The sequence below is a fragment of the Streptomyces sp. NPDC050703 genome (assembly GCF_040654435.1).
In the GTDB taxonomy this organism is placed as follows: domain Bacteria; phylum Actinomycetota; class Actinomycetes; order Streptomycetales; family Streptomycetaceae; genus Streptomyces.
In genome coordinates, this window is record NZ_JBFAHX010000008.1 from 125,103 (window position 1) to 137,850 (window position 12,748).

The 12,748-nt window shown below is 72.2% G+C and carries 14 protein-coding genes; 5 read left to right on the plus strand and 9 right to left on the minus strand.

Translation table 11 applies throughout. The features are described 5' to 3' along the window. Positions 1–56: 56 nt before the first annotated feature. Positions 57–398, minus strand: coding sequence for a hypothetical protein (locus AB0I16_RS10535; protein WP_363248911.1), 342 nt, complete (start codon positions 396–398; stop codon positions 57–59). Further along, complete coding sequence (locus AB0I16_RS10540; RefSeq protein WP_363248912.1) at positions 395–523, minus strand: hypothetical protein; 129 nt, start codon at positions 521–523, stop codon at positions 395–397. The genes AB0I16_RS10535 and AB0I16_RS10540 overlap by 4 nt, the downstream gene beginning before the upstream one ends. Before the next feature lie 135 nt (positions 524–658). On the opposite strand from AB0I16_RS10540, the gene AB0I16_RS10545 reads away from it, so the two are divergent. Genes AB0I16_RS10545 through AB0I16_RS10555 form a run of 3 tightly spaced genes read left to right on the plus strand, consistent with a single transcriptional unit; the run spans position 659 to position 1,897 of the window. Beyond that, positions 659–1,453 (plus strand): helix-turn-helix transcriptional regulator, encoded by a 795-nt coding sequence (locus AB0I16_RS10545; protein ID WP_363248913.1) that lies wholly within the window; start codon positions 659–661, stop codon positions 1,451–1,453. Next, on the plus strand, positions 1,446–1,667 hold the full coding sequence (locus tag AB0I16_RS10550) for a DUF397 domain-containing protein (protein WP_363248914.1): 222 nt from the start codon (positions 1,446–1,448) through the stop codon (positions 1,665–1,667). The genes AB0I16_RS10545 and AB0I16_RS10550 overlap by 8 nt, the downstream gene beginning before the upstream one ends. Before the next feature lie 8 nt (positions 1,668–1,675). Next, entirely contained in the window at positions 1,676–1,897 is a 222-nt protein-coding gene (locus AB0I16_RS10555; RefSeq protein WP_363248915.1) for a DUF397 domain-containing protein, read from the plus strand. 95 nt (positions 1,898–1,992) lie between these two features. On the opposite strand, the gene AB0I16_RS10560 is transcribed toward AB0I16_RS10555, so the two are convergent. From AB0I16_RS10560 to AB0I16_RS10570, 3 genes are all read right to left on the minus strand, one after another. Further along, entirely contained in the window at positions 1,993–3,678 is a 1,686-nt protein-coding gene (locus AB0I16_RS10560) for a thiamine pyrophosphate-binding protein (RefSeq protein WP_363248916.1), read from the minus strand. Then, positions 3,675–4,676 carry an agmatinase gene (speB, locus tag AB0I16_RS10565; protein ID WP_363248917.1) on the minus strand — a complete coding sequence of 334 codons (1,002 nt, stop codon included), beginning with the start codon at positions 4,674–4,676 and terminating at the stop codon, positions 3,675–3,677. The genes AB0I16_RS10560 and speB overlap by 4 nt, the downstream gene beginning before the upstream one ends. Before the next feature lie 110 nt (positions 4,677–4,786). Then, positions 4,787–6,265: a sodium:solute symporter gene (locus AB0I16_RS10570; protein WP_363248918.1), complete on the minus strand. Its 1,479-nt coding sequence runs from the start codon at positions 6,263–6,265 to the stop codon at positions 4,787–4,789. A 180-nt stretch (positions 6,266–6,445) separates the two neighbouring features. On the opposite strand from AB0I16_RS10570, the gene AB0I16_RS10575 reads away from it, so the two are divergent. Continuing rightward, positions 6,446–7,981, plus strand: coding sequence for a PucR family transcriptional regulator ligand-binding domain-containing protein (locus AB0I16_RS10575; protein ID WP_363248919.1), 1,536 nt, complete (start codon positions 6,446–6,448; stop codon positions 7,979–7,981). A 142-nt stretch (positions 7,982–8,123) separates the two neighbouring features. Continuing rightward, the gene (locus tag AB0I16_RS10580) at positions 8,124–8,912 is read left to right on the plus strand and encodes a phosphatase (RefSeq protein ID WP_363248920.1); all 789 of its coding nucleotides are present in this window, start codon (positions 8,124–8,126) and stop codon (positions 8,910–8,912) included. On the opposite strand, the gene AB0I16_RS10585 is transcribed toward AB0I16_RS10580, so the two are convergent. The 4 genes from AB0I16_RS10585 to AB0I16_RS10600 all read right to left on the minus strand — a co-directional run bounded on the left by AB0I16_RS10585 (position 8,873) and on the right by AB0I16_RS10600 (position 12,679). Then, complete coding sequence (locus AB0I16_RS10585) at positions 8,873–9,868, minus strand: cation diffusion facilitator family transporter (RefSeq protein ID WP_363248921.1); 996 nt, start codon at positions 9,866–9,868, stop codon at positions 8,873–8,875. The genes AB0I16_RS10580 and AB0I16_RS10585 overlap by 40 nt on opposite strands. A 60-nt stretch (positions 9,869–9,928) precedes the next feature. After that, a complete protein-coding gene (gene tesB, locus AB0I16_RS10590; RefSeq protein WP_363248922.1) occupies positions 9,929–10,789 on the minus strand; it encodes an acyl-CoA thioesterase II in 861 nt (286 codons plus the stop codon). 46 nt (positions 10,790–10,835) lie between these two features. Then, complete coding sequence (locus AB0I16_RS10595) at positions 10,836–11,993, minus strand: acyl-CoA dehydrogenase family protein (RefSeq protein WP_363248923.1); 1,158 nt, start codon at positions 11,991–11,993, stop codon at positions 10,836–10,838. Positions 11,994–12,088: 95 nt separating this feature from the next. Then, positions 12,089–12,679: a TetR/AcrR family transcriptional regulator gene (locus AB0I16_RS10600; protein ID WP_363248924.1), complete on the minus strand. Its 591-nt coding sequence runs from the start codon at positions 12,677–12,679 to the stop codon at positions 12,089–12,091. Between the last annotated feature and the right edge of the window lie 69 nt (positions 12,680–12,748).

Genomic DNA, 12,748 nt, shown 5'->3' on the forward strand with positions numbered 1-12,748 from the left:
TTGGGTCCGTGGACGCTATCCGAAAGGCACCCCTGCCAGAAAACGGCCTCCGCCGCCTACGCCTCACGCCCCTCCCCGAAATCGCCGTCATTCCGGGCCACGGGGAGACGGTCCCCGCGGCTGTGTGCGATACGGCTCACATCCCGCAGCGACTCGGCGAGGCGAGCGGCCAGGTAGCGGAGCTGCGGCGCGGTGGCCGCCGGGTCACCGGTCAGGTCACCGGCGTGCGTGAGGATCTGGTCGGCCATGCCGAGCTGGACGGATTCGACGCGGTCGGCGACGCGGGAGACGTGACCGGTTCCGTCACCGACGAGGTAACAGGGGCGGCCGTCGGGGGTGGACCAGGGAAGGAGCCGGGGCCGGGTGGCCGCCCCCGTGTCGTGGCTGCGGTGGATCACGCGACCACCTCGACGCCGCGGGTCGCGAGGTGCCGTGCCCTCTCGGACAGCCGGTGCCGCCCGGAGGCGGGCCACGGCAGCCGCAGCAGCGGCTCGATGAGACGGCGGCGCAGGGGGTGCGGCATGGCGTCAACTCCGGTTGTGGCGGGGGGCTACGCACGGCCCCGCTGCGTAGCGATTCGCTCACACAGTGCAACAGGTCGGTCTAGGCTCGCCAGAGGGTCGGATGTGACAAGGCATCTGTCACAGGGGAGTTGACGATGAGCAACATCTATGGGGACTGGTTGCGGGCCCAGCGTGAGGCGGCGGGCCTGACGCAACAGGAGCTGGCCACGGCGACCGTCATGACGCGTTCGCACATCGCGCACATCGAGGCGGGCCGCCGACTCCCCTCCAAGGAGGACGCACGACGCCTGGACAAGGCGCTGAACACGGGGAACGTACTGAGCAGCTTTCTGCCGGATGACGATACGGCGGTGGCGGAGTACTTCCAGTCGGCGCTGCAACTCGAACAACAGGCGACGATGATCCGGGAGTTCGCCCTGTCGTTCGTCCCCGGCATCCTCCAGACGGAGGGGTACGCGCGTGCGGTTCTGGGCACGTCGTTCCCTCCTGTGAGTGAGGAGGAATGTGACAGGCGCCTTGTCACACGCCTGGAGCGCGCGAAGATCCTCGCGGACCCGGTGACGCCCGTAGTGTGGGCCCTGCTCGATGAGGCGGTGCTGCGCCGGGTCGTTGGTGGCCCCCGCGTGATGGCGGAGCAGATCGACCATCTCGTATGCCTCGCCGAAAGCCGTCGCATCCAGGTGCATGTGGTGCCGTTCACGTTGGGGCTCCACCCCCTCTTGAACAACATGCTCACGCTGATGTGGTTCGAGGACCAACCGCCTATGGCGTACGGGGAGGGGCTACGCATGGGCAAGATCCACGACAGTCCGTCCGTGGTTCAGGAGCTGCAACACCGCTACGATTTCACATTGGCCAACGCGCTTCCCCGCAAAGAGACGCTGCATCTTCTTCGGGCAACAGCAAAGGGTTACCGAGACCATGACTGAGCGAACCATCCCGAACGCGTCAGCGCTGGCAGGCTGGCGGAAGTCCTCCTACAGCAACGACGAAGGCGGCAGCTGCGTCGAGGTCCAGGACGGCCACCCGGCAGGCGTCCCGGTCCGCGACTCCAAAGCCCCCAACGGCCCGGCCCTGGTCTTCCCGTCCCCGGACTGGTCGGCATTCATCACAGCACTCAAAGCCGGACAACTCACCGACTGAGGTGGACCATGACTGAAGGCGCCCTCCCGAACACTTCCACGCTGACCGGCTGGCGCAAGTCGACGTACAGCAACGACCAAGCCGGCAGCTGCGTCGAGGTCCAGGACGGCCACCCGAGAGGCGTCCCCGTCCGCGACTCCAAGGCACCGCACGGCCCCGCCCTGCTCTTCCAGCCGCCCGGCTGGTCCTCGTTCGTCACGGCGCTGAAGGCCGGACGCCTCGCCCCCTGAGCCGCACCCGGCCGCAGCAACAACGTCCCGGCGATACGCCGTCAGACTCGGCGTGTCGCCGGGACTTTCCCGCAACCCGCGCCGCCGCAACCGCCTCAGAGGTGCGTCGGCTCGAACATCCGCAGGACCGCCGGGAGTACCACCACCGACGGGCCCGGCTCGGCCAGCGCCTTCGCCAGGTCGGCCCGGAGCGTCTCCGGGGTCGTGCGGACGCCCGGGACCCCGAAGGACTCCGCGAGGGCGACGAAGTCGGGCCGCGTCAGTTCCGTCGCCGTCGCCTCGCCGAACGCGTCCGACATGTACTCCCGCAGGATGCCGTAGCCCCCGTCGTCGACGATCAGCCACGTCACCGGCAGGTCGTACTGCCGGGCCGTGGCCAGCTCCGCGATCGAGTACATCGCGCCGCCGTCGCCCGAGACCGCGAGGACCGGGTGGGAGGGGTCCGCGACCGCCGCGCCGAGGGCGGCGGGGAAGCCGTAGCCCAGGCCGCCCGCGCCCTGCGCCGAGTGCATGGTGTTCGGGCGCCGCGCGTCGAAGGCGGACCAGGCCCAGTAGGCGAGGATCGTCATGTCCCAGAAGGACGGCGACGCGTCGGGCAGGGCTGCCCGGACGGCGGCCAGGATCTCCTGCTCAAGGGTGAGGTCCTGCCCCGCGATCCGCTCGCGGACCCGGGCGAGGAGCGCCGCTGCCCGCTCGGGCGCCGACGGGTCCACGCGAGGCGCCTCGATCGTCTCCAGGAGCGCGGACAGGGCGAGCCTGGCGTCCGCGTGGATGCCCAGCGCCGGATGGTTGGACTCCAGCTTGCCCGCGTCCGCCTCGATCTGGATGATCCGGCCGCGCGGCCTGAACGTGTGGTAGTTCGAGGAGAGCTCGCCGAGGCCGGAGCCGACCACCAGCAGGACGTCCGCGTCCTCCAGGAAGTCCGTCATGTGGCGGTCCTCCAGCCAGGACTGGAGGGACAGCGGGTGCTCCCAGGGGAAGGCGCCCTTGCCGCCGAACGTCGTGACCACGGGGGCGCTCACCCGCTCCGCCAGGGCGAGGAGCTTGCCGGAGGCGTCCGCGCGCACCACGCCGCCGCCCGCGATGATCGCCGGGCGCTCGGCCCGGGACAGCAGGTCGGCGGCCACGGCGGTCAGCTCGGGGCGCGGCACGACCTCGTCGGGCGTGGCGTCCATGGCGGTGACCACCGGCAGCGAGGTCGGGGCGAGCAGGACGTCCTGCGGGATCTCCACCCAGACCGGGCCGTGCGGTGCCGTCAGCGCCGACTCCCAGGCCGCCGCGATGGCGGAGGGGATCTGCGAGGGCGTCCGGACCGTGTGGACGGACTTCACGACGTCCCGGAAGGACGCCTGCTGGTCGCGCAGCTCGTGGAGGTACCCGTGGCGTCCGCCGCCCAGACCGGCCACCGGGACCTGGCTGCCGATCGCGAGCACGGGCGAGGAGCCCGCCGCCGCCTCCTGGAGCGCGGCCAGCGACATGAGCGCGCCGGGCCCGGTGGAGAGCAGCAGCGGGGCCACCTCGCCGGTGATCCGGCCGTACGCGTCCGCCGCGAACCCCGTGTTGTTCTCGACGCGCAGACCCACGTACGACAGCGAGGAGCGGCGCAGGGCGTCGAACATGCCGAGCGCGTGCTGGCCCGGCAGGCCGAAGACCGTGGTGGCGCCGAGTCCGGACAGGGTCTCCACGACGAGGTCGCCGCCGTTGCGCCCCGGGGGCGGGTTCAGCGCGGCCTCGGTCTGGGCGGCCGTGGGCCGGAGGACTACGTCGTGGTCGTGGCTCACCGCTCGCTCACCGCCTGGCGGGGCAGGCGCGCCTCGGCGATCTGGCGGGACATGATCGTCGTCAGCTCGTACGCCGTGTGGGAGGCGGCGACCGCGGTGATCTCCGCGTGGTCGTAGGCCGGGGCGACCTCGACGACGTCGGCGGAGACGAGGTTGCAGGAGGCCAGGCCGCGCAGGATCTCCAGGAGCTCGCGCGAGGTCATGCCGCCGGCCTCGGGGGTGCCGGTGCCGGGGGCGTGAGCCGGGTCGAGGCAGTCGATGTCGATCGAGATGTACAGCGGGCGGTCGCCGATGCGCTGGCGGAGCTGGTCGGCGACCTCGTCGGCGCCGCGGCGGTAGATGTCCGCCGAGGTGACGATGCCGAAGCCCATCTTCTCGTCGTCGGTGAGGTCCTGCTTGCCGTACAGCGGGCCGCGGGTGCCGACGTGGGAGAGCGCCTCGGTGTCGAGGATGCCCTCCTCGACGGCCCTGCGGAACGGCGTGCCGTGGGTGTACTCCGCGCCGAAGTAGGTGTCCCAGGTGTCCAGGTGGGCGTCGAAGTGCAGCAGGGCGACGGGGCCGTGCTTCTTGGCGACCGAGCGGAGCAGCGGCAGCGCGATGGTGTGGTCGCCGCCGAGCGTCATCATGCGGGCGCCGGAGCCGAGCAGGTCGTCGGCGGCGGCCTCGATCGTCTCCACCGCCTCGTTGATGTTGAACGGGTTGGCGGCTATGTCGCCCGCGTCGGCGACCTGGGCCAGCGCGAAGGGCGAGGCGTCCTGCGCGGGGTTGTAGGGACGCAGGAGGCGTGATGCCTCGCGGATCGCGTTGCCGCCGAAGCGGGCGCCCGGGCGGTAGGAGACGCCGGTGTCGAAGGGCACGCCGACCACCGCGACGTCCGTCTTGCCGCCGACCTCGTCGAGGCGGGGCAGCCGCGCGTACGTCGCCGGACCCGCGTACCGGGGGATGCGGGACGAGTCGACGGGGCCGCGGGGGGTCGTCGGGGTCTCGGCGCTGCTCATGGGCGGTTTCCTCCTGCTGGTGCGAGTGCTGCGTTTCAAGTGTCGCGCGGCCCACTGACATCGGGGCCCGCATCGGGCCCGGCAGCGGGCCGCGCGAGGATCAGGGCGGTCTAGACGGTCGCCGGAGCGGCTGCCTCCGGTTCGGCGCCCCGGCCGGCCAGGCGTTCGCGCCAGGCGGCGAGGACCGCGGCGTCGGTGGGCCTGGTGGCGAGGGAGACGCCGACGTACACGGCGAGGGAGATCAGAAGACCGTAGAAGACGGGCTCGTTGGCGAGGATGCCGTAGCCCCACATGAGGCCGGTGACGGACAGGCCGCCGGCGGCCACGGCCGCGAGCGCGCCCGCCGCCGTGCCGCGCCGCCACAGCAGCCCGCCGAGGATCGGCACGAGGAGGCCGCCGACGAGCAGGTTGTAGGCGACGGTCAGCGCCTCGACGACGTCGTTGAGCGCGATGGCGATGACGATCACGGCGACGCCCATGGCGAGGATGAAGGCGCGGTTGCCCTTCACCTCGTCGTGCGCCTCGCCCTCGTGCGCCTCACCGCCCGCGCCGGTCCTCACGACGCCCCGCAGCCGCGACCAGATGTCGTTGTTGGCGACGGTCGCGCAGGCGATCAGGGCGCCGGAGGACGTCGACATCACGGCGGCGAGCGCGGCGGCGAGGACGAGGCCGCGCACGCCGACGGGGAGTTCGTCCTTGACGATGGTCGCGAACGCGGCGTCGGCGCTCGGCAGCCTGGGGTACATCACCTTGGCGGCCGTGCCGATGACGGCGCCCGCGATGGCGTAGACGAGGCAGTAGGTACCGGCGACGGTGCCTCCGTAGCGGGCGACCCTGTCGCTGCGCGCGGTGAAGACGCGCTGCCAGATGTCCTGCCCGATCAGCATCCCGAAGGTGTAGATCAGCACGTACGTGAAGATGGTCTCGCCGCCGACGCCCAGCGGGTCGAAGTACTCGGTCGGCAGCTTCGCCCTCATCTCGCCGAAGCCTCCCGCCTTGACGACGGCGATGGGCAGCAGCAGGAGGAGCACGCCGATGGTCTTCACCACGAACTGCACCATGTCGGTGAGCGTGATGGACCACATGCCGCCGAGCGTGGAGTACGCGACGACGATCGAACCGCCGATGACGATCGCCACGGTGCGGTTCAGGTCGAACAGGACGTCGAAGATCGTGGCGTACGCGATGGTCGAGGTCACCGCGAGCATCAGCGTGTACGCCCACATGACCACTCCGGAGATGACGCCCGCGCGCCCTCCGTAGCGCAGGTCGAGCATCTCGGAGACGGTGTAGACCCTCAGCCGCGCGATGCGGGCCGAGAAGAACACGCTCAGCGCGAGCAGCCCCAGGCCGATGGTGAAGACCATCCAGGCGCCGGAGAGGCCGTACTGGTAGCCGAGGCCGACGCCGCCGATGGTGGAGGCGCCGCCGAGGACGATGGCGGCCATGGTGCCGGAGTACATCCACGGTCCGAGGCGGCGGCCCGCGACCAGGAACTCGGACTTGGACCTGGCGCGGCGCATGCCCCACCAGCCCATGGCCAGCATCCCGGCGAGATAGACGACGATCACTGTGTAGTCGACGGCCATAAGGGGGGCCTCCTTCGCGCACCTCGGTGGCGTGTCGTGCAGATGGGGGTGATGACCGGCCGCGGGGACATCCGCCCGTACCCGCGGCCTGCGGTCGGCACGACCCTAGGTGGCCGGAAAGCAACGCTGAAGTGTACGTTTCCTCCACTTTCCACGATCGATACGGATGGAACGTCCACCATGGCCGATCCCTCGGCGCACGCCGCCCCCGCGGCCCCCGCCGCTCCCCCGACCCCGCCCGTCCCGCTCGCCGCCCTGCTGGCCCGCGACGACCTGGGGCTGCGGCAGATCGCGGGCCCGGACGCGCGCGCGTCGGCCACGGCCGTGCAGTGGGTGCACACCTCGGAGATGACGGACCCCTACCCGTATCTGCTCGGGGGCGAGCTGCTCCTGACGGCGGGCGTCCACATCACCGACCAGGCGGCCCCCGACGGTTCCCTCGACGGCTATGTGTCCCGCATCGTCGCCGCGGGCGGCGCGGCCCTCGGCTTCGGCGTGGCGCCGGTCCACGACACGGTGCCGCACGCCCTGGTGGACGCCTGTGAACGCCTCGGGCTCCCGCTCGTGGAAGTGCCGCCGCGCACCACGTTCAGCGGCGTCGCGCGCGCCGTGTGGAGCCTGATGGCCGAGGCCGGCCACGCCGAGCTGCGGCGCGTCGCCCAGGCGCAGCAGGGCCTCGCCACGGCGGCGGCGCGGCCCGATCCGGTCCCCGCGGTCCTGCGCCGGCTCGCGGCCGGGCTGGGCGGCCTCGCCGTGCTGTACGGGCCCGACGGCGCCGAACTCCAGGCGGCGGGGCGGGCTCCGGACGCGGCGCACGAGGCGCTGCGGGAGCTGACCCGGGTCGTGCGGCGGGGCGCCCCCGCGGCCCCCGCGTCCGCCGCCGACACGGCCGGGGACGTCCACCTCGCCGCCTACGCGCTCGGGGGTGGCCGCGGCTTCGCCCTCGGCACCGCCACGGAGCGCCGCGAGCCCGGTGACCACACCATCGCGGGGGCGGCGGTCGTCCTGCTCTCGCTGCTCACCGGGGAGCACCAGGGCGCGTCGGAGAGCTCCCGCTCGGCGGCCCTGGTACGGCTGCTGCTCGGTGCGACCGCCGGGGACGTCGCGCCGCTCCTCGGGGGCGAGCGCTGGCACGTGGTGCACGCGCGCGTGACGCACGCCGAGGGCGCGCAGCCCACCTCCCTCGCCGCGTCCGCGCTCGCCGCGGCACTCGGCACCGCCCTCGTCGACCCGGGCGGCCCCGGAGGGGCGGTGCGCCTCCTCGTACCCGCCGCCTCGGCCGACACCTCCGTCCCCGCCGGCCGGGAGGTCGCGCCCGCCGACGGCTGGGTGCTCGGCGTCTCCGCCGCGGCCCCGCCCGGCGGGCTCGCCGCCGCCGACGCCCAGGCGGCCCGCGCCCTGCGCCGCGCGGAGGCCACTCGCCGCCCCCTCGTACGCCACCACGCGAACGGCATCGCCGCCCTGGTGGCGCCCGCCGAGGCCGACGCCCACGCGCGCGTGCTGCTCGCCCCGCTCGCGGGCAACGAGACCCTGCTCCTGACGCTGCGCACCTGGCTGTCCCTGCACGGCAGCTGGGACCGCACGGCGGTGGCCCTCGCGGTGCACAGGAACACGGTCCGGCAGCGGATCAGCCGCTGTGCCGCCCTCCTGGAGGCGGACCTGGACGACCCCGACGTACGCATGGAGCTGTGGTTCGCGCTGACCAGGGACTCGTGAGGGGCCGCTTGACGGGCCCCGCCAGGGGCGCGGGGAACTGCGCGACGAGCCACGGCACCCCTGCGGGAAACCCGTGAGCCGCGCCGCCCCACGCCCTCAATCCCTCCCAGGCGCAGAGCACTCGTCCCGCACAATGGGGGGCATGCCGATACCCAGCCGTGCCGCGCTCATGGAGCATCTCGTCCGCACCCGCATCGCGGGCGACGTCGCCACCCCCCGTGACAACAACCTCAGCCACTACCGCAGGCTCGCGAACGGCGACCGCCACTACTGGCTCGGGCTGGAACTCGGCGACCGCTGGACCGACGAGCAGGACGTCCTCGCGGTGATGGCCGAGCGCTGCGGCGTCGTCGACGACCCGGAGCACCGGTACGGACAGGACACCATCGACCCGGAGCTGACGGTCGCCGCCCTGGAGCGCATGGCCGCCCGCCTGCGCAAGGCCGCCGAGGGCAAGGAGAGCGTCCTGTTCGCCACCGGCCACCCGGGCGGCCTGCTCGACGTGCACCGCGCCACGGCCGCCGCCCTGCGCGCGGCGGGCTGCGAGATCGTCGTGATCCCCGAGGGCCTCATGGCCGACGAGGGCATGGTCTTCCAGTTCGCGGACGTCGCCGTCCTCGAACGCGGCGCGACGCTGTGGCACACGCACTCCCCCGAGCCGATGAACGCGATCCTGGACGGCCTGGAGCGCGAGGGCCGCCCGCAGCCGGACCTGGTCGTCGCCGACCACGGCTGGGCGGGCCGGGCGGGCCAGCGCGGCCTGGACTCCGTCGGCTACGCGGACTGCAACGACCCGGCGCTCTTCATCGGCGAGGCCGAGGGCACGGTGCAGGTCACGGTGCCCCTGGACGACCACGTGACGAGCCCCCGGCACTACGACCCGATGACGGCCTACCTGCTCGACGCGGCGGGGCTCTCCGGCGGCTCCTGAGACGGCGGCTCCTGAGCCGGGCCCGGCGTCGGGTCCAGGTACACCCGCCGGATCGCGGGGAACCGCTCCCGGACGCGGCGGGCCATGGCGTCGCAGGCCCGCTCGACGTCCGCGGCCGAGTCCATGTCCCGGAAGTCGACCTTGGCGGCGACCAGGGCCTCGTCGGGGCCCTGGAGCAGCGTGGTCAGCTCGATGACGTCGACGACGTGCGGGTCGGTGAGGAGCTCGGCGCGGACCGCGGCCCGCATCTCACGGGGCAGCGGCCGTCCGATCAGCAGCTCGGAGTTGGCGTGGCCGAGGACCCAGGCCACGTACACGAGCAGGACGCCGATGCAGAGCGAGGCGACGCCGTCCCAGACGCCGGACCCGGTGAGCTGTCCGGCGAGCAGGCCGGCCGCGGCGAGCAGGAGGCCCGCGAGCGCCGCGGAGTCCTCCATGACGACGGCCTTGACCGCGGTGTCAGGGGTGTGGCGCAGGTACCTCTTGAGTCGTACTCCGAGGCGGTCGGCCGCACCGCGGGCCTGCTTCAGGCCGGTGCGCAGCGAGTAGCCCTCAAGGATGAAGGCGACGGCCAGCACGATGTACGAGATGAGCGGGTCGCCCGGGTCCTCGCCGTGCGTCAGGGTGTGGACGCCGTCGTAGATCGCGAAGACGCCGCCGCCCACGAAGGTGGCGACGGAGGCCAGCAGCGCCCAGATGTAGCGGGCCCCTCCGTAGCCGAGCGGATGCTCCTCGTCGGCGGGCTTGTCGCTCGCCTTCAGGGAGACCAGCAGCATCAGCTCCGTGACGGTGTCGGCGACGGAGTGCGCCGCTTCGGAGAGCATGGCGCTCGATCCGCTGATGACGCCCGCGACGGCCTTGGCCAGCGCGATCCCGAGGTTGGCGACGGCAGCGACGACGACCGTGGTGGTGCTCTCGCCGCCGCCCTGTGACTCCCGCGCCGGTTGATCGCTCATGCATCGGACGGTATGTCCGATCAGCGGCGAACGCGAAACAGGGTGCTCCGTGGGGCCCGCTCAGCGCGGGACGCGGACCACGCCCTCCTGGATGACCGTCACCGCGAGCCGTCCGTCCCGCGTCCAGATCCGCGCCTGGCCGAGGCCGCGCCCGCCGGACGCGGACGGCGACTCCTGGTCGTACAGGAGCCATTCGTCGGCGCGGAAGGGGCGGTGGAACCACATGGCGTGGTCCAGGGAGGCGCCGACGACGTCGCCGACCGCCCAGCCGCCCCTGCCGTGCGCGAGCAGGACGGAGTCGAGCAGCGTCATGTCGGAGACGTACGTGGCGAGGCAGACGTGCAGCGGGGAGTCGTCCGCGAGCTTGCCGTTGGCGCGGAACCACACCTGGGAGCGCGGCTCGCGCGGCTGCCCGACGGTGCCCCAGGGCGGCACGTCGGCGTAGCGCAGGTCGACGGCGGCGCGGGCCTCGACGAGGCGCTCGGCGACGTCCGCGGGCAGGTGGCGCGGCAGCATCTCGGCGGCCGTGGGCAGCGTCTCCGGGTCCGGCGCTTCCGGCATGCCCGCCTGGTGCTCCAGGCCGTCCTCGTACGTCTGGAAGGACGCGGAGAGGTGGAAGATCGGCTGCCCGTGCTGGACGGCGACGACGCGGCGCGTGGTGAAGGAGCGGCCGTCGCGGATGCGGTCGACGGTGTAGACGATGGGCGCGCCGGGGTCCCCGGGGCGCAGGAAGTACGCGTGCAGGGAGTGGGCGGGACGGTCGGCGGGGACCGTGCGTCCCGCGGCCACCAGGGCCTGTGCGGCGACCTGGCCGCCGAAGACGCGGGGCACGAGCGCCGAGCGGCTCACGCCCCGGAAGATGTCCTCCTCGATCTGCTCCAGGTCGAGCAGATCGAGGAGGGCGTCAAGTGCCTGGTTCATGAAGGTAGTTCTACAGGGCGTCTCTCGGGGTGGGTTTCCGCAGCCCCTACAGGCCCATGTTCTTGGCGATGATCATCTTCATGACCTCGCTGGTGCCGCCGTAGATGCGGTTGACGCGGTTGTCCGCGTACAGGCGGGCGATGGGGTACTCGTTCATGAAGCCGTAGCCGCCGTGCAGCTGGAGGCACTTGTCGATGACGCGGTGGGCGACCTCGGTGGTGAACAGCTTGGCGGAGGCCGCCTCGGCGGCGGTCAGCTCGCCCGCGTCGAGGGCCTCCAGGGCGCGGTCGACGACGGCCTCGGCGGCGTCCACCTCGGCCTGGCAGGCGGCAAGCTCGAACTTGGTGTTCTGGAAGGAGGCGACCGTCTTGCCGAAGACCGTGCGGTCCTGGACGTACTCCTTGGCGAACCGGACGGCGGCCTTGGCCTGCGCGTAGGCGCCGTAGGCGATGCCCCAGCGCTCGGAGGGCAGGTTGCTGCCGAGGTAGTAGAAGCCCTTGTTCTCCTCGCCGAGGAGGTCCTCGACGGGGACCTTGACGTCGACGAACGCCAGCTCGGCGGTGTCGGAGGTCTTCAGGCCGAGCTTGTCGAGCTTGCGGCCGATGGAGTAGCCCTCGGACTTGGTGTCGACGGCGAAGAGGGAGATGCCGAAGCGGCGGTCCTCGGCGGTGGGCGCGGAGGTGCGGGCGCAGACGATCACGCGGTCGGCGTGGACGCCGCCGGTGATGAAGGTCTTGGAGCCGTTGAGGACGTAGTGCGTGCCGTCCTCGGAGAGCTTGGCGGTGGTCTTCATGCCCGCGAGGTCGGAGCCGGTGCCCGGCTCGGTCATCGCCAGGGCCCACATCTCCTCGGCGGAGACGAACTTCTCCAGGTAGCGCTTCTTCTGCTCATCGGTGGCGAGCATCTTGATGTAGGGCAGCGCGAGCAGCACGTGGACGCCGGAGCCGCCGAAGGAGACGCCCGCGCGGGCGGTCTCCTCGTACTGGATGGCCTCGAACTTGTGGGTGTCCAGGCCGGCGCCGCCGAACTCCTCGGGGACGTTGATGCCGAAGAGGCCGAGCTCGGCGAGCTTGTAGTAGAACTCGCGCGGCACCTGGCCCGCGGCGAACCACTCGTCGTGGACGGGGACGACCTCGGCCTCGATGAAGGCGCGCAGGGTCTCCCGGAACGCCTCGTGGTCCTCATTGAAAACGGTACGGCGCACGGAATGCTCCCTCTGCCTGCATCTGCCCGACAACGACTAAGCGCTTGCTCAGAGGCAGGTTACCCGGCGGTCACCAGAGCGTCCAGAGACGCACATCACTCCGCGGCGGCCTCGAACGCCCCGCGCGCCAGGCGGTGCAGGAGCCCCGCCATGGCCTCACGGCTCGGCAGCGCGTCGCGGCGGCTCAGGTGCGGCGTGGAGTTCAGCAGCCCGAAGACGGCGTGCACGGAGACCCTGGCCGCGTTCTCCGCGAGGTCCGGATAGACCTTGCGCACCACGTCGACCCAGATCTCCACGTACTGCCGCTGGAGCTGGCGGACCAGCTTGCGGTCGCTGTCGCGCAGCCGGTCCAGCTCGCGGTCGTGCAGCGTGATCAGGGCGCGGTCGTCGAGGGCGAAGTCGATGTGCCCGGCGATCAGGGCGTCGAGGATTCGCTCCGCCGAGCCGTCCGCGTCGTTCACGCACCGCTTGCCGCCCGTCAGGAGCTGCCCGCTGATGCCGACGAGCAGCTCGGCGAGCATCGCGTCCTTGCCGGCGAAGTGCCGGTAGAGGCCCGGGCCGCTGATGCCGACGGCGGCGCCTATCTCGTCGACGCCGACGCCGTGGAAGCCGCGCTCGGCGAAGAGCCGGGCGGCCTCTTTGAGGATCTGCTCGCGGCGGGTGGGGGCGTCGGTTCTCGTGGCCATGGAATTGATTCTAGACAGGCCGGTTAGCGCTCGTTAACCTGTGGCGAAGGCGTTAACGCTCATTAACCG